General features: G+C 39.9%; 19 protein-coding genes and 1 riboswitch. Of the genes, 13 read left to right on the top strand and 6 right to left on the bottom strand.

All coding sequences use genetic code 11. The features are described from left to right. Positions 1-178: 178 nt before the first annotated feature. Positions 179-1,072 (top strand): bifunctional GNAT family N-acetyltransferase/hotdog fold thioesterase, encoded by an 894-nt coding sequence (locus I6F50_RS12325; RefSeq protein ID WP_197176367.1) that lies wholly within the window; start codon positions 179-181, stop codon positions 1,070-1,072. Positions 1,073-1,150: 78 nt separating this feature from the next. On the opposite strand, the gene I6F50_RS12320 is transcribed toward I6F50_RS12325, so the two are convergent. From I6F50_RS12320 to dapA, 5 genes are all read right to left on the bottom strand, one after another. Continuing rightward, positions 1,151-2,185, bottom strand: a complete 1,035-nt coding sequence (locus I6F50_RS12320) for a phospholipase A (RefSeq protein ID WP_197176365.1) — start codon at positions 2,183-2,185, stop codon at positions 1,151-1,153. Between the two features lie 379 nt (positions 2,186-2,564). Then, positions 2,565-3,686: a succinylglutamate desuccinylase/aspartoacylase family protein gene (locus I6F50_RS12315; protein WP_197176362.1), complete on the bottom strand. Its 1,122-nt coding sequence runs from the start codon at positions 3,684-3,686 to the stop codon at positions 2,565-2,567. Positions 3,687-3,691: 5 nt separating this feature from the next. Next, a complete protein-coding gene (locus I6F50_RS12310) occupies positions 3,692-4,897 on the bottom strand; it encodes a PLP-dependent decarboxylase (protein ID WP_197176361.1) in 1,206 nt (401 codons plus the stop codon). After that, on the bottom strand, positions 4,897-5,637 hold the full coding sequence (locus I6F50_RS12305; RefSeq protein ID WP_007376223.1) for a 2,3,4,5-tetrahydropyridine-2,6-dicarboxylate N-succinyltransferase: 741 nt from the start codon (positions 5,635-5,637) through the stop codon (positions 4,897-4,899). The genes I6F50_RS12310 and I6F50_RS12305 overlap by 1 nt, the downstream gene beginning before the upstream one ends. A 15-nt stretch (positions 5,638-5,652) precedes the next feature. Further along, positions 5,653-6,537, bottom strand: a complete 885-nt coding sequence (dapA, locus tag I6F50_RS12300) for a 4-hydroxy-tetrahydrodipicolinate synthase (RefSeq protein WP_197176359.1) — start codon at positions 6,535-6,537, stop codon at positions 5,653-5,655. A 190-nt stretch (positions 6,538-6,727) separates the two neighbouring features. Continuing rightward, positions 6,728-6,928, bottom strand: a riboswitch (Lysine riboswitch). 192 nt (positions 6,929-7,120) lie between these two features. Here dapA and I6F50_RS12295 point away from each other — a divergent pair. The 6 genes from I6F50_RS12295 to I6F50_RS12270 all read left to right on the top strand — a co-directional run bounded on the left by I6F50_RS12295 (position 7,121) and on the right by I6F50_RS12270 (position 15,663). After that, complete coding sequence (locus tag I6F50_RS12295) at positions 7,121-7,816, top strand: DNA-3-methyladenine glycosylase I (protein ID WP_024589543.1); 696 nt, start codon at positions 7,121-7,123, stop codon at positions 7,814-7,816. Positions 7,817-7,827: 11 nt separating this feature from the next. Beyond that, entirely contained in the window at positions 7,828-9,237 is a 1,410-nt protein-coding gene (locus I6F50_RS12290) for a YdiU family protein (protein WP_197176357.1), read from the top strand. 396 nt (positions 9,238-9,633) lie between these two features. Then, complete coding sequence (locus I6F50_RS12285; protein ID WP_007579984.1) at positions 9,634-10,695, top strand: OmpA family protein; 1,062 nt, start codon at positions 9,634-9,636, stop codon at positions 10,693-10,695. 292 nt (positions 10,696-10,987) lie between these two features. Beyond that, on the top strand, positions 10,988-13,585 hold the full coding sequence (acnB, locus tag I6F50_RS12280; protein WP_197176355.1) for a bifunctional aconitate hydratase 2/2-methylisocitrate dehydratase: 2,598 nt from the start codon (positions 10,988-10,990) through the stop codon (positions 13,583-13,585). A 200-nt stretch (positions 13,586-13,785) separates the two neighbouring features. After that, a complete protein-coding gene (locus tag I6F50_RS12275; protein ID WP_008167256.1) occupies positions 13,786-14,418 on the top strand; it encodes a 2OG-Fe dioxygenase family protein in 633 nt (210 codons plus the stop codon). 9 nt (positions 14,419-14,427) lie between these two features. Next, a complete protein-coding gene (locus tag I6F50_RS12270) occupies positions 14,428-15,663 on the top strand; it encodes a cysteine desulfurase-like protein (protein WP_197176353.1) in 1,236 nt (411 codons plus the stop codon). A gap of 20 nt (positions 15,664-15,683) precedes the next feature. Here the strand turns inward: I6F50_RS12270 and I6F50_RS12265 are convergent, their stop codons facing one another. Beyond that, entirely contained in the window at positions 15,684-16,388 is a 705-nt protein-coding gene (locus I6F50_RS12265; protein ID WP_197141279.1) for a 2OG-Fe(II) oxygenase, read from the bottom strand. Positions 16,389-16,421: 33 nt separating this feature from the next. Here I6F50_RS12265 and I6F50_RS12260 point away from each other — a divergent pair, with 33 nt between their 5' ends. The 6 genes from I6F50_RS12260 (at position 16,422) to I6F50_RS12235 (ending at position 24,959) form a co-directional block, all read left to right on the top strand. After that, positions 16,422-16,820 (top strand): thioesterase family protein, encoded by a 399-nt coding sequence (locus I6F50_RS12260; protein WP_197119394.1) that lies wholly within the window; start codon positions 16,422-16,424, stop codon positions 16,818-16,820. A 199-nt stretch (positions 16,821-17,019) separates the two neighbouring features. Further along, positions 17,020-17,994, top strand: a complete 975-nt coding sequence (locus I6F50_RS12255; protein ID WP_197160720.1) for an aldose epimerase family protein — start codon at positions 17,020-17,022, stop codon at positions 17,992-17,994. Between the two features lie 187 nt (positions 17,995-18,181). Then, positions 18,182-20,929, top strand: a complete 2,748-nt coding sequence (locus I6F50_RS12250; protein ID WP_165728314.1) for a TonB-dependent receptor — start codon at positions 18,182-18,184, stop codon at positions 20,927-20,929. A 192-nt stretch (positions 20,930-21,121) separates the two neighbouring features. Then, on the top strand, positions 21,122-22,648 hold the full coding sequence (locus I6F50_RS12245) for a tryptophan halogenase family protein (RefSeq protein WP_197176352.1): 1,527 nt from the start codon (positions 21,122-21,124) through the stop codon (positions 22,646-22,648). Positions 22,649-22,660: 12 nt separating this feature from the next. Then, positions 22,661-23,422 (top strand): SapC family protein, encoded by a 762-nt coding sequence (locus I6F50_RS12240; protein WP_197176349.1) that lies wholly within the window; start codon positions 22,661-22,663, stop codon positions 23,420-23,422. Between the two features lie 52 nt (positions 23,423-23,474). Next, complete coding sequence (locus I6F50_RS12235; protein WP_197176347.1) at positions 23,475-24,959, top strand: SLC5 family protein; 1,485 nt, start codon at positions 23,475-23,477, stop codon at positions 24,957-24,959. Positions 24,960-25,182 lie beyond the last annotated feature (223 nt).

Below are 25,182 nucleotides of genomic sequence, written 5' to 3'. Positions count from 1 at the left end.
GCCATCACCAAAGTCGTATTTGCAGTTTTTTTAAGATGGAGTATGGTATTTGCCATAATAATGCCAATCAATTTAATTATTTTATTTTTTTAGCTTGGTAGATAACCAATACTATTAGTATAGCGCCGTAGCCTTTTTTTGACTTTTATTTACGGCTTATATAACAACAGGAGTATGTATGTTACAGGTAAGCACCCCACAAAGTAGCGAAGATTGGCAAGCGTATTACCAATTGCGTTGGCAGGTATTACGCGCGCCTTGGGGCGAGCCTCGTGGCTCTGAACAAGACGATATGGAACAAGACTCTGAGCACCGCTTTATAAAAAATAAAGAAGGCGAAGTACTAGGCGTAGCACGTTTGCACTTTAACAGTCATGAGCAAGCACAAGTGCGTTACATGGCCGTTGCTGAAGGGAATCGTAATCAACATATTGGTAGTCGTTTATTACATGAGCTTGAAAAAATAGCATGGACACAAAATGCTGATGAACTGGTTTTATTTGCTCGCGAACGTGCGCTTGAGTTTTATAAACGCCACGGTTACGAACTAAAAGAAAAAGCACATTTAGCGTATGGCGATGTACAGCATTTTAAAATGATAAAGCAAAAACCGTCTGAGCCAGGCTGGTTCCGTCATCCAAATTGGACGCAAGTACTACAAAATACGTGGCGTGAGTCTATTCCAATTAGTGACGCGATGGGTATTAAGGTAGAAAGCTATACCGATTGGCAATTTACAACCAGCGCCGACCTAGACGCTAACTTAAACCTACATAACACCATGTTTGCAGGCTCTATTTATAGCTTGGCCACGCTAACAGGTTGGGGCGCTACGTACTTAGCACTTAAAGAAGCTGGGCTTGAAGGTAATATTGTATTAGCCGATGCTAACATTAAGTACTTAAAACCGCTTACTACTGACCCACGTGGCTGTGTAGATTTGCAAGCCTGCAAAGGTAAGTTGAGCGATTTAGAAACCGAAGGTAAAGCAAGCTATGTTGTGCCTGTTACTATTTATGATGGTGACAATGTAGTTGCAGAGTTTGAAGGTGTGTTTGCGGTTAAAAAATAACTGTTTAATTTAATGCCGAAAAGCAAAAAGCCAAGCCGTGGAACAATCCACATAGCTTGGCTTTTTTGTGAGCTTGTTTTACAACAAGTCAGTTAATAATATACCTACACCAATACGTTCAATATCGGCGTTGTAGTCAATTAAGCTTTCGCCATAACCGTTAAAGTATTGTGCATAACCACGAACGCGACCCCATAAAGGAAATGACCAATCGAGTTGAATTGCCCCACGGTTATCTGAATTTAGATTATTACGTGTCATAAAGCTAAATTCGTGATCATGAAAACGATACGCACCGCTAAATTCAAAGTAACCCATGTATTTGTATATGTCTGGGTTGTCGTCGCCTTTGGCTTCTAAAATATCTTCTTTTTCGTCCTCGGCTATGCGGTACCAAGGTTTAAAGCTAAAAACGAACCCTTCATTTTCCCAAATAAAGTCTGCATAAATACGGTTCCACGAACGCGAATTTGGTTGGCTACGACCATTTGATTGGTGCGAAATACCCAAGGCAATGGCCATTTCGTCGCCCCATAATACATTTTCTGGGTCGAGGTAATTTATCCAAAATATTTCTGGCTCGTAATTGGTTTCACGAAACGGGGAAGAAATTTCAGAGTTATAAATCTGCCAATATGATTGCAGTGTAAAACCAAAGAATATAGCTTGGTCTTCATCAGAGAAGTCATCGTAAAGAGGCACTTTAATCGATAACTGGTATTTGGCTTCTAGGTTGTCTAGTGGTTCACCGTCGTTATCATCGGTTAGCGCATCAAAACCATCAAAAGGGCGATCGTTTGGATGTGATACGTACGAAAGTGGTAAAATATAGTTTCGCTTATGTGGCGTAATTACATTTCTATTTTTTTTACCTACTTCTTCACGAGCTTGGCGTTTATCAAGCGCGGTGAGTTGTTTGTTTTCTTCAAGGGCTGAACATTTTTTACGAAGATCGTCTAAAGTCTGTTTGCCGTCGCCGCCAATTACTTCATTTAAAATACATTGCTTTACAAGTTCAATGTCGTTGTCTTGCTCATTTGTAGTAACTTCTTCTTGTGCGAAGGTAGCTGTACTTATTAAGGCAGAAAGTGTGATCCAGTGGCGCCAGCTCATTGTAATTCCTTTGTGAGAATGGGTTGTTGTATGCGTTAATTTAATTATAACGTCTTTTTACATATGTAACGGTGAACTTTTACTGAATTTTTGTTCATAACAAAATACATACGAACATTAAGTAGATAAAGATCAGAAAAAAAGCGACCTAGGCCGCTTTTTTAATGCAAATTAACCATTTTAGTTAATTTATACCAATTTTATTAAAAACATGATCATTCTAGCGTATTAAATAACTCACTAACTACGTTAAAAATTATTTATATAGAACAACTATGTACCATAATTTTAGCCTTGTTATTAAGCTATTTTCTTATCGCTATAATAGATCACTAATTTAATGCAATTGGTATTACTCTCACGCAATGAGAAGGGTGAGCTAAAGCTCAAATATGTTAGTAAAAAACTTATAAAGTTCGGTGCCTTGGTTAACACTTGCCGACGCAAAGTGAAGAATGGCTATTGCATCACAATCGAGGGTAAGAGTTTGCAGTGGTTGCTCGCTTAAGTAGCGCTCCATTCGCAAAATATTGGCAATAGGCTCACCGGCTTTAATGTGCCCGCCAAGGGGAGCTATGTATTCAACCATGCCGCCAATAGGGGCGTAATAAGCAAAGTAGTCGTCTAAATTACATGCATAGCGAGTGATATTAGCCGGCGTATGCGGTGCGTTTTGTAATACGCCTTTGTGATTTAAGTAACTTAAAATGCTGTTTGCATCGTTTAGTGCTTCTTTTAAGTCTATTTTTTCTTGGCTACCTAGCTCTACAGTAAATGCTTCTACAGGTATTGATAATTCACGACCTTGCTCGCTAAGTGCATCACTTAAATGCCACCATGGGCAAAAGTTTGCTTCATCCATCGCACCGTCAAAATCACTAGGAATAAGCAATACATGTTCAATATTAAAGTAACGCGCGCTGTTAGTTGCATAAGTTGGGCAGTACAAGTGTTTGCTTGAAATAGGGCCTGTGTGTAAGTCGAGTACTATATCAGCCTGATGAGCGAGCTTTTGTAAGTTAAGCGCAATGCGTTTACCCGTATTAAGTAAATAAGCAGGGCCGTTAAGTTTGCTGTCTACTTCGTCAATAAGCGCCTGTTTAAAGCTACTTTTTAATGTAGCGTCGTCATACTGAGTATGATTTTGTGCAAACTGTGCCACTAAATTTTTATTGTAGTGATACATGCGATTCCAATTAGTACCCGTAATCGGATCGAATCGGCCAAGGGTAAACTCGCCAGATTTTTGATTACAACCAATTGGGTTTGCATAAGGCACTAATGTAATATCGCCATTAAGATTAAGGTGTTTTAATTGCTCAAGTAGCTGAAAAACAACTGCGTTACCTTGCACTTCAGCACCATGCATATTGGCCTGAACATAAACACTAGGCCCTGTACCATCACCTTTTAAACGATACACCGGAATTGTAAGCGGTAAGCCATTTGCAACTTCCCCTACTACAATGTTTTCTTGGCTGATGTGTGTTGTATTACTCATGCTTATTACCTTAAGTAGTGGCTGGCATTTTCGGCTTGGCGAACACAGGTAAGTTCACCGTTTTGCAATGTATACTCGCCGGCGAGCTCGTGGCATAAAAAATACGGCATACTTTCGGTAAAGCCGTAAGCACCGCATTGGCTAAACACTAGCCAGTCGTGCTCATTTAAATCGCTTGGCAGGTTATGCTCACCTAAGCAATCAAGCGCTGTACAAAGCGGGCCGTATAAAGTGACCGCTTGAGTTTTAGCACTGGATTCACGTAGTAATGCAGCAGGAAAATCTTGGCTGGTAACAGCAGGGCGTAATAAATGATTTATGCCACCGCTCAAAATAACCTGTTCTTGGTTATAGTTTTGTTTGCGCTCTACCACTGGGTTTGCGTAATGACCACATTCGCCTACGGCATAACGGCCAAGCTCCATCCATAACTCTTCTACACCCGCATCATGCTTTATTTTAGCGAGAGCAGCTATTAAGTCATCCCAATCAAGCGTTGCTTCATTTTGTGTATAAGGAATGCCTAAACCACCGCCTAAATCTAAAATTTTAAGGCTAATATTTAAATCGTTGGCAAGTTGGCTAAGGGGGGCAATCATTTGTGACCACAAGTCGCTTAGCTTTTGTGTGCTAAGCATGTTGCCCCACTGAAAAATATGCAAACCATCAAAACTAAGAGCTGAATAATCAGATATATTTAAAGCTTGCCACTCATTACAACCCAAACCAAACGGCGTAAGGCTGTCGCCGCCCAGTGGATTTTTTTCACCTTCAGGCCAGCGTAATTGCACTCGCAGTAACACTTGTAACTGCGTATTTTGCAGTTGCGCTTGTTGGTTTAACCAACGTACTTGATTGAGGCTTTCGGCTACGAATATACGTACTCCGCGCTCAATAAAGTGTTTAATTTGTTTAGGGCTTTTTGCAGGCCCTGTGTTGAGCACGCGCTGTGAGCTAATACCTTGTGCTAGCACTTGCTCAAGCTCACCTTTACTTGCTACGTCAAAATTAAAGCCAGCACTGTCTAAGCTTTGAATAATTTTAGACAGAGGATTTGCTTTTACCGCGTACCACAGTTTTACATCGGTTTGCGCAACTAAGCGTGCAAGATGCGCGTTTAGTTGATCTAGGTCGTAAACAAAAAAAGGTGTATCAAGCTGTTGTGTAATTGTATTTACAGCAGTTTTGATAGGCGTGCTCAAAAAGCTCATTATCGTAAAACCTCTTCAAGTAATAATGATGCATCGCTTTTCTCGTCGCGGTATTTAACAATTAACGCACACGACATGCTTAGGCCTTGCTCGCGCGCCCATTCGTTTGACGCAGGGCGAGAGCCTGGTATTACAATGGCATATTCAGGAATAGGCTCGCCTTTATCTAGTTGTCGCTCGTTTACGCAGTCGTATACCGGAATAGTTGCTGATAAACGCACGCCAGGGGCAAGTACTGCGCCTTTTTTAATGACTACGCCTTCAACAATAATACAGCCAGCGCCAATAAAGGCGTCGTCTTCTACAACTACTGGGCTTGCACCAATTGGCTCAAGTACACCACCAAGCTGCACTGCAGCACTTAAATGTACGTTTTTACCTACTTGTGCACACGAGCCAACTAATGCGTGGCTATCTACCATTGTGCCTTCGTCGATGTATGCACCAATGTTTACATACGCTGGTGGCATAATAATCGTGCCTTTAGCAACATAAGCACCACGGCGAACACTAGAGCCACCCGGCACCATACGTACGCCATCGTCAGTACTAAATTCTTGCGGAGCTAAGTTATGTTTATCAACAAAACCACCTGCAAACTCAGTATTAGTGCCATTTTTGAAGGCATCCAAAATGCCTTGTTTTACTTCTACGTTAGCTTGCCATTGGCCGCTTTCGTTTTGTGATGCTGCGCGTACTGCGCCCGATTCTAAATTATTTAATAGTTCTAACCAGCTCATTATAAAAACCTGTATTTAATGCCAAGATAAAATGGTGTTGTTTGCAGTTGTGATGCAATCGGTTTGAGTTAACTCAAGGTGTGTTAAAGGTGGACGAAGTTGCGGGCTGCTTAAGCGACCTTGCAAATGCATCAATACCTTTACGGGAATAGGGTTTGCAACAGCAAATAGGCTATTAATAGCGCTTGACCACTGGGCAAATAAATTAGGGTGTTGACCACTTAAGCTGCGTTTAACAAACTCGTGAGTTTGTGCGGGCCATGCATTTGCAGCTACCGACACTAAACCTTTTGCACCGGCTTGGGCAAAATATGGCATTAGCGCATCGTCGCCACTAAAAATAGCTAAATTAGGCGCTGCTTGGCGATAAGCTTCAAACTGAGCAATGCTGCCGCTCGCTTCTTTTAGTGCCCATAAATTTTTATTATTTTGTAAGTTTTGAATTGTTGCCGTTGGAATGCTAACAGCACTTCGACCCGGTACGTTATAAAGCATACACGGGTGAACACTTGCATTAAGTAGGCTTTCAAACCAATGAGTTTGACCTATAGCGCCAGGCTTTGCATAAAGCGGTGAGCCAAGTAAAAAGCTATGAATTGGGAGTGTATTACAGTAGTTAACCCACTCAATTTGTTGCTTTAAGTTACTACCGCCCACAGCAACCATGAGTGGTACTGCTGGTTTTAGTTGGCATACGTGTTCAACAATGGCTTGTTGCTCTTTTTGCGTGAGTGCTAAACCTTCGCCCGTACTGCCAAGTAGTAAAATACCGTTATGTGCCGCTTCTTGATCGCTAACCAGTTTAGTTAACGTGTTGTAGTCAACATCGCCGTGTTGATCAAATGGCGTTACGAGCGCGGTCCACAATGAGTAGTCGTTTAAATTGAAGTTGTTGATCATCTCTCACGAACTTATAATTTGTACCAACTTTATTAAAAACGTGATCATTTTAGCGATAACTAATTTAATGCAATTGGTATTATTCGAAGAGTTAAAAAGCTTTATGGAAGGAGCCGCATTAACGTCGTTCGAACTAATAATTCGAAGAGCGAATGGGCTTAAAATAATAGGGCGCACGGCCTTAATATTTAAGACCAGAAGCTCTCCACCAAACTAATAAGCTGCTTTTTATAAGCAGCTATTGGTGACAGTCGCTAGGGTTCAACCTAGTCGCCCGAAATAAACACCTCGCAAAAGTGGTTACTTCTCGGCGTTAATCCCCCTCACGTATGCTCACTGGAGTTTGCGCTCCTAACATACGCTACCTGAATAACGCACCTCTTCTAGCCCTTTACACCTGTTTGTAGAGTAAAAACTTACAAACCTGTGCAATTTAAATAGGGTAATTACGGCGATTAAAGCATTTTAGCCGTCTAGGTGTCAAGCGACTAAATGCATATTCATTCATCCATAATGGGAGTGGTTACGTATTGGGTGCTTTTCTCGTACACTAGCAATATAAGTAGTGAGGTATTTAATTAGTATGGAAAAATTTAGCGATATTTATAAGCGAGCGGTAGAGCGAAAAGGCTCCGAAAAAATGCTTAAGTTATTACTTGCAAAACCGCTATCTAAAAAACAACTAAGCACGTTAAGTGACGACGATTGGCTTGAGGAATTTACTCGAAAAGTATTTCAAAGCGGCTTTTATTGGTCAGTCATTAATAATAAGTGGCCAGGCTTTAGAGAGGTTTTTTGGGATTTTAGCGTTGATAAGTTATTAATGATGCCACCTGATATGCTGGAACAAAAAGCAACGGATGAGCGAATCGTTCGTAACTATAAAAAAGTAAAAACAATTACCGAAAATGCTTACATGATCCACGAAATAGCAGGGGAACATGGCAGTTTTAGCCAGTTTGTCGCTAATTGGCCAGCAGACGATATTATTGGTTTATGGGCGTATTTAAAAAAACATGGTTCGCGTTTAGGCGGAAATACAGGACCTTATGCGCTACGAGCACTTGGTAAAGATACCTTTTTACTATCACGCGATGTAGAGAATTACTTACGTGCTCATAAAATTATAGACGGCGGCTTACAAACTAAAAAATCACTGAGTGCTGCCCAAGCTTTTTTTAATGAAATGCAAAAGCAAAGCGGCTTAAGTATGCAAGAGTTAAGTTTAATTGTTGCTTATGGCGTTGGTGACAACCGTGTTGGTATAAGTCAGCAATAATAGGAATTACCATGAAATTAGTGCCAAGATACACAGACATTACGGAAAACTTTGCGATAGAAGATTTTCCTGCAAGTGTTGCCTCTCCTCAGTTATTGCTGTGGAACGAGAGCTTAGCAAAAGAGTTTAATATTAACGTTGCAGCTGATTTGCGTGCTAGCACTTTTAGCGGTAACGAAAAACAGGCGATTCCTGCAGTAGCACTTGGTTACTCTGGGCACCAATTTGGACATTTTTCACCACGTTTAGGCGATGGGCGAGCGCATTTGCTGGGCGCTATTAATGATGATAAAAACCAGTTGTGGGATATTCAATTAAAAGGCTCTGGTGCTACTCCTTACTCAAGAGGGGGAGATGGACGTTGTGCACTTGGTCCTGCTATTCGTGAATACGTAATGAGCGAGGCAATGCATGCACTAGGCATTAAAACCACACGCTGCTTAGCGGTTGTTGGTAGTGGCGAAACGGTTTATCGCAATCCGCCACAAGCAGGCGCTATAGTTACTCGTTTAGCAACGAGCCATATTCGTGTTGGCTCGTTTCAATATTTAGCGACGCAAGGCGATGTTGAAGGACTTAAAAATTTAGCCGATTTAGCTATAGAGCGACACTACCCAGAAATAACCGATACAGGATCGCAGCGTTATTTAGCATTTTTAGGCGCTGTGATTAAAAACCAAGTTAAGCTAGTTGTGAGCTGGATGCGTGTTGGCTTTATTCATGGAGTAATGAATACCGATAATACGCTAGTAAGTGGAGAAACCATTGATTACGGCCCGTGTGCCATGATGAATAGCTTTGACTTTGATACCGTATTTAGCTCTATCGACAAACAAGGTCGGTATGCATTTGGTAATCAACCTAATATAGCTAACTGGAACTGTGCTCGTTTAGCTGAGAGTTTAATACCACTTATTAGCGATGATGACGAGCAAGCGGTTTCATTAATGACGCCATTTATTAATAGTTTTGCTGAGCAGTTTAATACTGAATTTACGGCTATGTGGGCACAAAAACTGGGTTTAAATGAATCTTGTAATAGTAGCGGCGAGTTAATCGCAGAGTTGTTAACACTATTAAAAGATAACCAGCTCGACTACACCAATACTTTCGATGCGCTTACTGAATCCTTAAAAGAAGAAGTAGTAATACCAGAGTCGCTAATTGAATGGAGAGCTAAGTGGGTAAGCTTAACCGACGATAATAGTTATGAAGTAATGAGAGCTGCAAATCCTCGTGTAATACCGCGTAATCATGTGATCGAAGAAATAATTGCACAATATAATGCTACTGGGTCTAGTGAGTTGCTACAGCGCTTTATAAAAATAGCCAGTAACCCGTATTCTGACAGTGGAAAATTATCAGAATTTCAAGCTACGCCGATAAATGAGAATGATTACCAGACTTTTTGTGGTACTTAACTCTTAACTTTAAATATAACCACATGATTAAAAAGAGTCATTTTTTAATCAAACATGCGCATATATCTAGGGGAATGTTAATTCTGGTGGTATTATGCGCCGAATTAAAGCCAAGCAATGTTTCTTTGCATTTACATTTATAAGTGCATTTAATTTAATTGCTCTTACATTCCTTGCTAAGTACTAATTTACAAAAAACTACTATATTTATTTTTCAATAAAGTTTTAATTTCGCCTATAGTAAGTGGATGTGTGTTGTGACTGGGCATAGAAAAAAGTTATAAACTTTATTTTTCGTTAAGTATTGATTAACAAAGGCTCAGTTAGTCTATATAAAACTGATTGAGCTAGTATCGATTAGCTACAATTTAAAATTGTTCAAATGGGAAGAAAACAATGAAATTAAAATCACTTACAATTGCAATCGCGTTGGCTGCAACTAGCGCATCTACATTCGCTGCTGATAAAGAAGAAGGTTTCTACATTGGCGCATTTGGCGACTACTATGACGCATCTTGGAAAAACATGCGTGCTCAAGCTGGTCTTGACGTAAATGAATCAACTGGCTGGGGTGTTGAAGCCGGTTACCGTTTCAGTGATTACTGGAGCGCACGTCTTGAATATGCAGATATGGATTTTAATGCTTTTGATAAAGTTGCTGGCAACCGCAACAGTATTGATGGCGAGCGTTACGGTATTGATGCTCTTTACCATTTAAATGGTGGTCCTTTCTACGGTCTTTTCGGTATTAAAGAAATGGACGTAGTAGATGACAACACATTCTTAAATGCAGGTGTTGGTTACCAACATTTCATTACAGATGGCTTATTTGTAAATGCTGAAACAGCTGTATACCAAGGTCTTGACCGTGGTTACACAGATGTAGGCGCTAAAATTGGTATTAACTACTTATTTGGCCAAAATTCAGCTCCTGTAGAGCCAGTTAAACCAGCTCCAGAGCCTAAGGTAATTGAAGTAGCTGTAGCTCCTACAGATAGCGACAACGACAACATTCCTGATGCAGATGATAAGTGTGCTAACACGCCTATGACTGATGCAGTTGATGGCACTGGTTGTACTTTATATGAAGATAAAGAAGTAACTGTAAGCTTATTAGTGACTTTCCCTAACAATGCTTCAGCAGTATCTACTCAGTACTTAAACGATATTGAAAAAGTATCTGCATTCTTAAAAGAGTACCCAGATACAACAGTACTTTTAGAAGGTCACACTTCTTCTGTAGGTAAAGCAACTTACAACAAATGGTTATCTAAAAAACGTGCTGATGCAGTAGCTAAGCAATTAGTTTCTGATGGCATTGCTAAAGACCGTATTACTACAGTTGGTTTAGGTGAAGAGCGTCTTAAAAATGATGCAAACACTAAAGCTGCAAATGCAGAGAACCGTCGTGTAGAAGCGCATATCAAAACTATCAAAAACGTTAAAGTTTTACGTTAATTAAATAGTTTGTAATAAAAACCCAGCCAAGTGCTGGGTTTTTTTATGCCTGTAATAAATTAATATTGGTTAATGGTAATGATTCTTACTTAACAAGTATTCATGAAAATAGTTTTTACTACAACCACTATTCATAGTATTTATAATCGGTATAATCAGTTGCGTAACTGGATGGATTTTCATCTATCCATAAAAGCTTTATAATTACGCGTTAGAATACTATAAGTATTGGGTAACTTATTTGCGCTTGAAGCGCTACCGGATACTTTCACGTCACCAAGAGGGCAATATTGTGCTACAAGAATATCGTAAACACGTAGAAGAACGTGCCGCGTTAGGTATCGTACCAGCGCCATTAGATGCTCAGCAAACTGCTGATCTTATTGAATTAATCAAAACTCCACCTGCAGGTGAAGAAGAATTCATTTTAGATTTGTTCATTCAGCGTATACCAGCAGGTGTTGATGATGCTGCTTACATTAAAGCGGGCTTCTTAGCAGCTGTAGCTAAAGGTGAAACTAATTCTCCACTTGTTTCTAAAGAAAAAGCGGCAGAATTATTAGGTACAATGTTGGGCGGTTACAATATCGCACCAATGATTGACCTACTTGATGACGAAACACTTGCACCAATCGTAGTTAAAGGCCTTTCAAATACATTACTTATGTTTGATGCGTTCTACGATGTAGAAGAAAAAGCAAAAGCAGGTAATACATTCGCTAAGCAAATTATTGAGTCTTGGGCAAATGCAGAATGGTTTACTAATAAACCAGCTGTTGCTGAAAAGATTTCAGTTACTGTATTTAAAGTAACTGGCGAAACAAATACTGATGACTTGTCTCCTGCACCAGATGCATGGTCTCGTCCAGATATCCCACTTCATGCTTTAGCAATGCTAAAAATTGAACGCGATGGTATTACACCTGATAAAGCGGGCGAAGTAGGTCCAATTACTCAGATTGAAGAATTAAAAACTAAAGGTTTACCACTTGCTTACGTAGGTGATGTTGTTGGTACGGGTTCTTCTCGTAAGTCTGCAACTAACTCTGTACTTTGGTTTATGGGCGATGATATCCCGTTTGTACCAAACAAGCGTGTTGGCGGTGTATGTTTAGGTAATAAAATTGCTCCAATCTTCTTCAACACAATGGAAGATTCAGGCGCATTACCAATCGAATTAAATGTTGATGAACTCAACATGGGCGAGCAAATCGACATTTATCCGTACGAAGGTGTTGTTAAGCAACATGGTACTGATAAAGTGATTTCTACTTTTGAGCTTAAATCTGATGTGATTTTAGATGAAGTTCGTGCTGGTGGTCGTATTCCACTAATTATCGGTCGTGGTTTAACTGATAAAGCGCGTACATCTCTTGGCTTAGGTGCAACTGATACATTTAAAGTACCAACAGCAACAGAAGTTTCTGATAAAGGCTTCACACTAGCGCAAAAAATGGTTGGTAAAGCATGTAACGTTGCAGGTATTCGCCCAGGTCAGTACTGTGAGCCTAAAATGACAACTGTTGGTTCGCAAGATACAACAGGTCCTATGACACGTGATGAACTTAAAGATCTAGCATGTTTAGGTTTCTCTGCAGATTTAACAATGCAGTCATTCTGTCATACATCAGCTTATCCTAAGCCTATCGATGTAAGCACTCACCATACGCTTCCTGATTTCATCATGAACCGTGGCGGTGTTTCACTTCGTCCAGGTGATGGTATTATTCACTCGTGGTTAAACCGTATGTTATTACCAGATACCGTAGGTACTGGTGGTGATTCACATACACGTTTCCCATTAGGTATTTCATTCCCAGCAGGTTCGGGTGCAGTAGCATTCGCAGCAGCAACCGGTGTTATGCCACTTGATATGCCTGAATCTATTTTGGTTCGTTTTAAAGGCGAAATGCAACCAGGTATCACTCTACGTGACCTTGTTCATGCAATCCCTTACTACGGTATCAAACAAGGTTTATTAACAGTTGAGAAAAAAGGTAAAATTAACGAATTCTCTGGTCGCGTACTAGAAATTGAAGGCGTTGAGCACCTAACTGTTGAGCAAGCGTTTGAATTATCAGATGCATCTGCAGAGCGTTCGGCAGCAGGTTGTACTGTTAAGTTATCTAAAGAGTCTATCTCTGAATACCTTGAGTCAAACATTGTTATGCTTAAGTGGATGATTTCTGAAGGTTACGGCGATGTACGTACGATTGAACGTCGTATTACTGCAATGCAAGATTGGTTAGCTAACCCAGAACTAATGGAAGCTGACGCTGATGCAGAGTACAAGCATATCGTTGAAATTGATTTAGCTGAGATTAAAGAACCTGTTCTTTGTGCTCCAAATGACCCAGATGATGCGCGTCTTCTTTCTGATGTTGCTGGCGAGAAAATTGATGAAGTATTCATCGGTTCTTGTATGACTAACATTGGTCACTTCCGTGCTGCTGGTAAGTTGCTTGATGGCTTTAAAGGTCAACTTCCGACTCAGCTTTGGGTTGCTCCACCTACTAAGATGGACAAAGACCAACTTACAGAAGAAGGTTACTATGGTATTTTTGGTCGTGTTGGCGCACGTATCGAAACTCCAGGTTGTTCACTATGTATGGGTAACCAAGCACGTGTTGCAGATAAAGCAACAGTTGTGTCTACCTCTACACGTAACTTCCCTAACCGTTTAGGTAATGGCGCAAACGTATTCTTAGCATCATCTGAGCTTGCTGCAATTGCTGCAATCATAGGTAGACTACCTACAGCTGCTGAGTACCAAGAGTATGCTGCGAAGATCAATGCAACGGCGTCAGATACATACCGTTACTTGAACTTCCACCGTATGCCTGCTTACACTAAAAAAGCAGACAACGTGATTATTCAACAAGCTGTATAATTTTTAGAGTTTGTTTAAAAACCCGCTTAGGCGGGTTTTTTATTGGCTAAAATAAATATTAGATAGTTCATGCTTCTTTTTTTATATTATTGTATTAAATCTAGTCTTAAGTTGCTTTTAAAGTAAGTAATCGCGCAAAAATTCCTATCAAAATGCATTAAAATCCTCATCAATATTCTCATTATTTTAGGCGAGATTTTATGACAGCATTAAACAACCAGAATTTACTGCAACTACGTTTTGTTAACCAAGCAAATATTGATTTGGTTAAGCCTTCTTTTGATAACCTGCCTGCAAATCCTTATGCAGATGGCGCCTTTCGTAAACGTCGTTACTCAGTAGTTAAAATGCAAGATGGTGAAATAAAGCTACAGCAAGCCAAAGCATTTGTTCAAGACGATTCAATTAATACTTTTCAAGGTAATGTAGAGCGTACTTACGAAAACCTAGAGCAAAGTTTACTTGAGTCAGAGGGCATGAAAAGCATTGTAAATGAGTTTCGCCAACTTACCGGTATTGATGAGCAGCGTGATATTGAAATTCATCAGTTCCGTATGCTTGCTATTAACAGTGATACGCCAGCAGCGCCAGAAGGCGTACATCAAGATGGTTTTGATCATGTATGTATATGCGGCGTTTCTCACGAGAACTTAGAAGGCGGCGAGCTACTTGTATACGAAAACAAGCAAGCTGAGCCTTGTTTTAAAATGGAAATAAAAGACGGCATGTTTGCATTAATAAATGACCGTCAAGTGTGGCACAACGCAACACCTATGAACAAAATTGATGCTAGCAAACCAGGTTACCTGGATTGTTTTGTATTAACGTCTTAAGGAATAAGCATGAACATAACGCAATTACGTGAGCAGTTTCCTGCATTAATGCAAAACGTTGATGGTAAATCGCCCGTATTTTTAGACGGACCAGGTGGCTCGCAAGTGCCAACATCGGTGCTTAATGCGATGACAGCTTATTTAGGTCATTATAATTCGAACTTAGGTGGCGCGTTTTTTTCAAGTGATAAAACGGTTGAGTTGATGGCGAATGCGCGTCAAGCCGCCGCTGATTTACTTAATGCATCTAGCTCACAACAAATTGTGTTTGGTCCAAACATGACCAGCCTAACATTTAGCTTTAGCCGTGCAATTTCACGTGACTGGCAGGCTGGCGATGAAATAATTGTAACCAATGCCGATCACTTCTCAAACGTGTCGTCGTGGCAACAAGCAGCTGAAGATAAGGGCGTTAAAGTTAACACTGCACTTATTAACGAAGCTGATTGTAGCTTAGATATGGCGCAATTTGAGAGCTTATTAAACAGCAATACTAAGCTTGTAGCGGTAACTTACGCGTCAAATACCACAGGTTCAATTAACAATATCAAACGTATTGTAGAGCTTGCTCATGCTGTAGGCGCACTTGTTTATGTTGATGCCGTACATTACGCACCGCATGAACTTGTTGACGTGCAAGCGCTTGATTGCGACTTTTTAGCCTGCTCTGCATATAAGTTTTTTGGCCCGCATTTAGGCATGGTTTACGGTAAAAAAGAACATTTAGACGGGTTTACGCCTTATAAAGTAGAACCCGCTAAAGACGTAGCACCAGGTCGTTGGGAAACCGGCACACAAAGCTTTGAAGCTATGGCGGGCTTTATTGCTGCTGTTGATTACATTGCAGCAATTAGCGAACTTGACGATAGCCATTCACGCCGCGAAAAGTTAAGCATAGCTTTTGCTAAAACTAAACAACACGAAATGGCGCTTAGTGAGCACTTTTTAACGCGCTTGGTAAACTACCCACGCATTAAGTTGTTTGGTATTGATGACTTTGATCGCTTAAATGAGCGTACACCTACTTTTGCTTTAATTTTTGAAGGGCTTGAGCCACGCGCCGTTTCAGAATTTTTAGGTAAGCAGCATATTTGTGTGTGGGATGGTAATTTTTACGCGCAAGGTTTGTGCAAGCAATTAGATGTGCTTGATAAAGGCGGTGTAGTGCGCATTGGTTGTATGCACTACAACACGATTGAAGAGCTAGATCAGTTGTTTAATTTATTTGATGAACTGCTCGGTTAAATAATACTGATTTTGGTGCGCTAACTCTTTGGCGCACCATATATTTGTTCTGCACGATTAAACAACACCCACGATGTTAAAATATACTTATCGTTTGATACTGGCTTATTACCCCTGTGGGTATGTGTAAAGTAGCCAGGAGCTATTACCATAGTGCCTTTTTTAGGTGCTATTTTACGATTTTGATAGTAAAACTCCGTTTCACCGCCTTCATCAACATCGTTTAAATAAAACATAAATAACAACACGCGATGCAAAGCTTCATTGTGCTGTAGCTGCGGGTAAACTTCACTGTGCCAGTAAGGGTAGCCACCTTTGTTTACTTCATATTTTTGCGCTTGAATATTACCAAGTCTAAAAATTTGCTGAACTAGCAAAGGTAATTGCGGTTTACCCACTTCTTCAAAATTTTCTTGGGTTAAATCGACAACGTCGCCTGTTTTTGGGTGATAGACCTTTAAGCTAAATGCCCCAATCATCATAAAAATATGATCCTCAACATACTTAAAAACATGCTGTGCAGTCGTTTGTTGTATATGTTTTAATTGTTGTGCATATTCGGGGTGATTATTTAAGTGTAGGTCGTGACTGTCTTTTTTCTTTAAGTCGATACCGCCCGATGTTACCCCTTGTTTTACATGCGGGCTTTGCGCAAATATGGTAATAAATTGATCGCAAAATTCATCGCTTAATGCGTTATCAACAACGCGTATAAAGTCCGTCATGGTTTACCTTTATATAATTATTATTGGATTTTTATGTTTATTGAAAAAGTGATGCCGCGCTTTAGCGAAACAGATGCACTCGGACACATTAACAATACCGTACTCCCAGTATGGTTTGAAGTCGCACGTGGACCTATTTTTAAGTTTTTTACGCCAGATTTAAATCCACACGATTGGAAATTGATTATCGCCAAAGTTGAAGTGTCGTTTGTAGGCGAATTATTTTATGGCCATGAGGTAACAGTTAAAACGTCTGTAGAGCATATAGGCACTAGCTCTTTTACGCTGAGACAAGAAGCGTGGCAACACGATAAATGCTGCGCAATAGGTAAGGCCATTATGGTGAGGTACGACTTTATTGCTAAATCAAAGCAAGCACTTAGCATCGACGAAAAAGCAGCGCTTAACGAGCATATATGCCAAAGCAGTTAACCTTACGAGGCTTATATTTTACATAAGCCCATACTGAGCTGGATTATTGTAAATATATGATGGCAGCTGTGATTTTTGTCGAGAAATTTTAACGTATTTAGATTGAGTTACAGGCTTCAGTTATATACTATTTATATTATATATTGTTGCGCCGTTATAACAGGAAATGTTAATTCGGTAATTTGATTGGAGAATACGTGTGACATCTATTGCCAATAACCAACCTTTACAAGTTATTCAGCTCAGTGATGGTCAAAACTTAACAGCTGAAATTTTGCCATTTGGCGCAATCATAAAAAGCATTAAATTTAAAAAACAAGAAATGACGCTTAGCGTCGATGACCCTCAATACTATCTTGAAAACCCATTTTACTTAGGTGCAACAGTAGGTCGATACGCTAATCGCATTGCAGGGGGGCGTTTTAACTTATCTGGTATGCTGTATCAATTAGAAGCAAATAATGGCCCTAATAGCCTGCACGGCGGTGTTAAAGGCTTTAATAAAGTACTTTGGCAAGTAACTAAACAAAGTGAAAGTGAAGTGGAGCTTTATTATTGCTCACCCGATGGCGAACAAGGGTTCCCCGGTGAGTTGCAGGTTTGGCAAACGATTAGTGCTAAAAACGGCGAGCTTACTCTGAGCTTTAAAGCGATAACTAACAAAGAAACACTCGTTAATTTTACTAACCATTGTTATTTTAACCTTGATGGCAGCGAATCAATTAATGAACATTGTGTACAAATTAACACTAATCACTATCTTCCTATCGATAAAACCAGTATTCCACTCAATGAAGCCGCATTAGCTACAGGTACCTGCTTTGACTTTACTAAATCAGCTCAAATTGGTGAGGCATTAAGCGCCGCACATTCTCAGCTAGAAGCTGGCAATGGTTTTGATCACTGCTATATTTTTAATGATGACAGCAGTTTAAAAACGATGGCTACGTTAACTTCGCCACACACGAAGGTTAATTTAACACTTAAAAGTACGCAGCCAGGTATGCAGCTTTATACCGCTAACTTTGTAGGCGCGCCATTTAAAGCACGTCAAGCTTTGTGTTTTGAAGCGCAAAATTGGCCTGATGCGCCAAATAGAGAAAATTACCCTAAAGCTAATTTATTACCGGGAGAGGATTACGAACAGGTTATTATTTACTCTTTTTCTGAGTGAATACAGCATTGCAATGTTAATTTAAAGAAAATTAAAAGCAAAAATACAGTGATTAAATGATGCTCATAATTAAGGAAAAGGTTGCACTTTTTATCGGTTTAAAGTATTTATAATATAAATAGTATTTGAAACTATATACACTACCACAACGACACAACGACTACACACAATCAGGAGTTTTTAAAAAATGATAATTAACAATAAGTTATCGTTCAACAAGAAAACCGCGATCAGTATTGCTATTACTGGCATATTGGCAAGCGGAAACGTTGCAGCTCAAGGCGCTGAAGGCAATACGCCTACAGTAGTAAATGAAGATGTTGAAGTTATCGCAGTAACGGGTATCCGCAGCAGTTTACGTTCATCAATGTTAGATAAAAAAGCATCTAATGTTGTTACAGACGGGATTAAAGCAGAAGATCTTGGTAAATTTCCTGATTTAAACGTAGCAGAATCTCTGCAACGTATTACAGGTGTAGCAATTGACCGTAGTGGTGGTGAAGGCCAAGCGGTAACTATTCGTGGCTTTGGTCCACAATTTAATACTGTACTTGTTAATGGTCGTCAAATTGCGACAGACAGTGCAGGTCGTGAATTTAATTTTGATGTATTAGCAGCAGACCAAATCACCGGTGCTGATATTTATAAAAGTAATACAGCAACACTTCAAGAAGGCGGCATTGGTGGTACGGTTAACGTAACTACAGCACGTCCTTTTGACTTTGGTGGTTTACATATTTTAGGTTCAGTTAAAGGTATGTACGAAAGCCTTTCTGAAGAAGTATCTCCATCAACATCATTCTTAATAAGTAATACGTTTAACGATGATAAGTTAGGTGTGCTTTTTGCCATCACTAATCAACAACGTAAACTTCAAAATAACCAAATTTTAACGGCAGGTTGGCGCGGCGGCCAAACAATCTCTAATCCAACAGATGGTGTATTGTTTGAAAATGCCTACATTCCGCGTAACTGGGATCAAGTTGTTGATGAGCAAGACCGTGAACGTACAAACGCAAGTTTAGTATTGCAATACGCACCATCTGACGATGTTACGATTACTGTTGATGGTATGATTTCAAAATTTGAAGTTGATTCAACAGTACGCGATTTAGCCTCTTGGTTTGAACCAGACCGCGTAGGTAGCGCAACGATTGATCCAGAAACAGGCACTCTTTTAACTTTCTCTCAAGACGTTGGTTTGGGTGCGCCAAGTGGCGACCCTGCTAGTGACTTTGTATCACATACACGTAACTCACGTGATGTAACTAATAAAGCATTTGGTATTAACGTTGATTGGCAAGTAAATGATTCATTAAAAGCAAAATTTGATGTATCTCGTTCAACAGCCGAAAACGACCGTGCAGGTACTGACCGCTTTAACGTTGTCGGTATTATTAATAGTTATACTTTTGACGGTACAGGCAGTATTCCTACTGTACAGCATGATGGCTTTGAAAATGGTTCATTGCCAGATCCAAGCCTTGCCCGCCTTCACTATAACGAAGTGGGTCTACAGTTTACTGATGAAGATGAAATTACTGAAGTAAAAGCTGATTTTGAATACGTGCCAGATAAAGGCCCAGTAGATCGCATTAACTTTGGTGCTTATCGTCAAGAGCGTGAAAAATCAAGCTTCCAAGTTTATGGTACCCAATGTCAGTTCTGTGGTTACGGTACTGAAGCACCACTTGATGCAATTGATTTTGAAGCTTACCAAGCAAGCAACTACTTCCCAGGCTTAATCGATACATTCTACACCTACGACGGTGATAAAATGCTTGATTACCTAGCCGATCAAGGTTTCCCAGTAGAGCCAACACTACAAAATAACCGTTACACAATTAACGAAGATATCACTAGCTTATACATGGACTTTACGCTTGGTTTTGACCTAGCTGATATGCCAGTAACTGTTAATTTAGGTGCACGTTACTCAGAAACTGATATTGAAGTAGCGGCAGTACAAAGCTTTATTAGCGATGTAGTGCCAACAACTGATGCAACATTATTTGCTAACGTATTTGGCCCAGCAACGAACATTGAACAGGGCACTAGCTACTCAAACTTACTACCATCTTTGAATGTTAAGTTAGAGCTGCAAGACAATATGATTTTACGTTTTGCAACGTACGACAGTATTACTCGTCCAACGATGTCTCAATTATCTCCTGCTACTACATTTAACGAGCCACGCCGTCAAAACTTAACAGCAAATGGTGGTAACCCTGCACTTAAGCCATTCCAGTCAGAAAACTGGGATATTTCTTACGAGTGGTACTACAACGACGCTAACTTATTTAGCTTTGCAGTATTTAGTAAAGAAGTCGATGACTTTATTGTTACGCTAACAGGTGAAGAAACATTTGAAATGGCTGACCGCTCAGGTCCTGGTTTTGCGTGTACCACTTGTACAGGTCAAGCAGATGATGAGCTTAATGGTAGCTCAGAAATATACACAGTAACTCGCCCTCAAAATGGTGAGTCAGCTAAAGTAACTGGCTACGAAGTAGGTGTGACGCACATATTTGAAAATGGCTTTGGTATTATAGCCAATGCGACTGTCGTAGATAGTGACATTAGCGTAGGTGCAGACACCACACAAACATTTGCACTTGAAGGTTTAGGCGATTCACAAAACTTAATATTATTTTATGAGCAAGATAACTGGCAAGCACGTGTTGCATTTAACAACCGTGAAGGTTTTTTACGCTTAGTTGATAATGGTTTTAACGGTGAACCAGTGAACGTAGAAACTTACGGTCAGTGGGATATTAGTGCAAGCTACGATATTAACGAAAACTTCACTATTTTTGCTGAAGGCATCAACATCACTGAAGAAGAGTTAGTACAAACGGGTCGTTTTGCTAACCAAATCTATTCGGTTGAAGATAATGGCTCACGTTACGCGTTTGGTATTCGCGGATCGTTTTAATTAATGCTTGAGGCGAATTTCTCGCCTCTTGTTTCATTGCAGCACTTTGGTGCTAATACCAATTAGGTTGATTTAGCAGTAATGTATGTTAGTTAACCTAATTGGCTAAAATGAAACTACATTAAATCAAAATGCCCTAACGGGCATTTGTTGTATAAAACGTTATCAAAAATACTCAAAGAGTAGTCCATTATGAATAAAGCAATAAAAACAGTAGCGGTAGTTGGCGGTGGTACAGCAGGATGGCTGAGCGCTGCAATTATAGCTTCGTATCACCAAGGTCAAAATGGTGACGGCTTAAAAGTGATATTGGTTGAATCGTCAGACATTCCAACAATTGGCGTAGGTGAAGGTACCTGGCCCACGATGAAAAACACGCTTCAGCAAATTGGTTTACGTGAAGTTGACGTGTTTAAAGCCTGTAATGCCACTTTTAAACAAGGTGGAAAGTTTGTAAATTGGACTCATGGCAATAATGACTTTTACTACCATCCATTTACTGTACCGCTAGGCTACGGCCGTATAGATTTAGCCCCTTATTTAGATAATGTTGAAGACTTTGCACAGCAAACAAATTTTCAACATGATATTTGCGAAGCAAGCTTAGCCCCAAGAGGTATATCGCAAGGTGAATATCAAGGTAATTGTAATTACGCTTATCACTTAGATGCCGGCGCTTTTGCCGAAATGCTTAAACAGCATTGTAAAAGTAAGCTTGGTGTAGATCATATTATTGGTACTGTTGATCAGGTAAAGCTTGATGACGATGGTGCAATAAATGAGCTTACTCTAAAAGATCAAACCCGCACCATAAATGCCGACTTATACATAGACTGTACTGGCTTTTCATCATTGTTATTAGGCCAAGCGCTTAACGTACCGTTTAAAAAAATGGACCACGTGCTATTTAACGACAGCGCATTGGCTATGCAAGTTCCTTACGATGAAAACGATGAGTCTTTGGCGAGCCACACCATAGCAACAGCGCAAAACGCTGGATGGATTTGGGATATTGGTTTAACGCACCGCCGAGGTGTAGGGCATGTTTATTCAAGCAAATTTTTATCAGACGATGAAGCAGAGCAAAACCTAAGAGATTATTTAGGCGATGCAGCAAACGGTTTAACAGCCCGTAAAATTAGCTTTGAATCAGGATACCGTGAGAAGTTTTGGCATAAAAACTGTGTAGCAGTAGGGATGTCGGCAGGGTTTGTAGAGCCGCTTGAAGCTACCGCCATTATGCTTGTTGAAATTTCAGCACGCTTTGTAGCAGAGCACATGCCAGCAGATACCCAAGTAATGCCTATTGTAGCTAAGCGCTTTAATGAGCAGATGGATTATCGTTGGCAGCGTATTATCGACTTTTTAAAACTGCATTACATGCTAACCAAGCGCCCAGAACCTTACTGGCAAGCGCATATACAGCCTGATACTATTCCAGAAACCTTGCAAGAAGACTTACTTCTTTGGGGAAGCCGTGGCCCGCTTATTCAAGATTTTTATGGCGCATTAGAGTTATTTCCAGCCGCCAGCTATCAGTATGTTTTGTACGGTATGGGCTTTAAGCCTGACTTTACTAAACAAGCGTATTTGTATTCACAAGACGCGCAAGCTAAACAAATAATAGAACGTAACAGCCAGCTTACACAGCAGATGTTGCAAACTTTACCACCGCACCGTGCTTTTATAGAGCAGTGGTTAGCAGCTAACCCAGTTTAAGGATGTGTAACTATGGATATTAGTGAACTAGTAAACACCAAACACCAAACATTAAAAATTAACCCCAATGCCGCTGTTGAATACGCAAAAACACAGCATTTAGTTAATTTAAGAGCAAATGAAATAGCAAAAGCGGCCTGCGACTTACCTATTTTTTTAGCACGTAACGCACAAAATGGCAGCTACACAGTATCAGCGTTAACAAGCTTTAGTGCTGGGCAAAGTCTATTGGTAAATAACAACCAATGGCAGGCACTTTACACTCCGGTATGCATGCAAACCCAGCCGCTTTACTTAATGACTCGAGAAGCAAATAGTAGCGATTATTTTATTGCGATTGATGAGCAAAGCTCAGCAGTAAATACCGAGCAGGGTGAGTCACTATTTGATGCTAAAGGTAACCCAAGTTTATTTTTAAGTGCACAGCAAAAGTTGTTAGAAAGCGATTTAAAAAATGACTATCAAACGTATCAATTTACCCAAGAAGTTGCGCGTTTAGGGCTCATTAAAAACATAGATATTGTTTTGCAGTTTGAACAAGGCGAAACCCAAACCATCCAAGGTTTGAGCACCGTTGATGAAGACAAACTGCAAACATTAGATAGCAATACCATTGTAGAACTACAAAAACAGGGTTACTTAAGTGTGCTTAACAGCATGCTCATTTCACTGTTTCAGTTAAATGCATTGGTAAAGCTTCACAACCAACGTCCCGAACTTATGCCTTTAAAGCAGATTAAGTTAGAACTAAGTCGAGATGCGCACGCGCTGTAGCGTGCATTTTTTATTACCCAGACATTGCGCATAACGCGCAGGAGACACACACATGTCAGATAACATTTTACAGCTGGTGGTTTTTGTTTTTGTCACAGCTTTAATTGGTGGCCTTACTTATTGGAAATGCCGAGGCCAAAATCGTAATAACGGACAAAGCCAAACCAAAGAGTATTTTTTAGCGGGCGGTGGCCTTACTTGGATGTTTGTTGCAGGTTCAATCACATTAACTAATTTAAGTACTGACCAACTTGTTGGAATGAATGGTAACCAAATGGCTTTGCTTGTTTGGTGGGAGCTTGCAGCAATTATAGGGCTGATTATTTTAGCCAAAGTGTTCATTCCTGTTTATTACAAATACAACTGTACAACCACCACCGAGCTTTTAGAAAAGCGCTATAACAACAAGCATATTCGCGCTGTTATTGGTGGGTTGTTCTTTTTAGGCAATGCACTTATTTACATGCCTGCGGTAATCTACTCTGGTGCGCTGTTTATGCAAACCATGTTCAAAGTTGATATTCCGCTTATGTATATTGCGACAGCCTTTGCTATTATTGGTGCTGTTTATGCCTTCTTTGGTGGCCTGCGTGCAGTTGCTGTATCGGATACTTACAACGGTATACTTGTACTCGGTATGGCTGTTTTAGTGGTGTTTTTAGCACTTAATGCAATTGATTATGACTTTACGGGTATTCCAGAAGAACGTTTAACATTAATTGGTGATGCTGATTCACCTATTCCGTGGCCAACACTTTTAACCGGCATGATCTTCATTCAAATGTATTACTGGGGTACTAACCAAACAATTACGCAGCGAGCAATGGCAGCGCCTAATGTTAAAGAAGCGCAAAAAGGTATATTTGCAGCGGCGGGCATTCGCTTTTTAATCGTCCCTGCAATCGTGGTATTACCGGGTATTATTTCGTTTAAGCTTTATGGTGATATTGGCGACGCCGCTTATGGTCGAATTGTGGGTGATGTAATGCCAGCATGGTTAACCGGTGTATTTGCAGCAGCAATGGCTGCAGCAGTACTATCTACTTACAACAGCTTATTAAACTCAGCAACCGCATTGTATGTATGTGACATTCACGAAGCATATTTTAATAAAGAGCCAAGTGTTGTAAAGCTAAGTGGTTACGTAACATTGCTACTAACAAGCTTAACACTGGTACTTGTACCAATTTATCAGCAAGCAGATAGCATTATTAACTTACTACAGCAATTAAATGGCTTATTAAGTATGCCTATATTCTCTATTTTTGTAGTGGGCTTATTATTTAAAAATGTTGATGCACGAGCGGGTATTGCAGCAGTAATTTTAGGTGTAGTTATGTACGGCATGCTTACGTTTGCAAGCTCACCACTACATACTGATATTCATTACATTCACTTAATGCCAATTACACTGATTGTATGTGTAGCTTTTGCATTAATAGTAAATAAAGTGGTGTTTGGTTTGAATGCACAATGGGCAGGTAAAACATCTGAACTTGATGATGCAGGACAAGCACAAGCACAAGTACAAAAATAACGTATAAATAATTTAAGCTGACAAAATCGGTCATGGGGCAACTCTGGCCGATTTTTTTATATGTATAAGAAATTAGTAACAGCACTTTAAAGTTAAGGTTGGTTTATAGCTTTTTGCTACAGTGGTACTTCCAGTGAGTTTATCTAACTATTTGCGATGTAAAGACTATCAAAATCCAATTTATATGATATATACTATTATTATTGAATGTCACCATCTGATA

Origin of the sequence: Pseudoalteromonas sp. NZS127_1 (assembly GCF_015864295.1) — a bacterium.
GTDB lineage: Bacteria > Pseudomonadota > Gammaproteobacteria > Enterobacterales > Alteromonadaceae > Pseudoalteromonas > Pseudoalteromonas arctica.
Note: the sequence above shows the minus strand (reverse complement) of the source record. Positions and strands in the feature narration are given on the sequence as shown.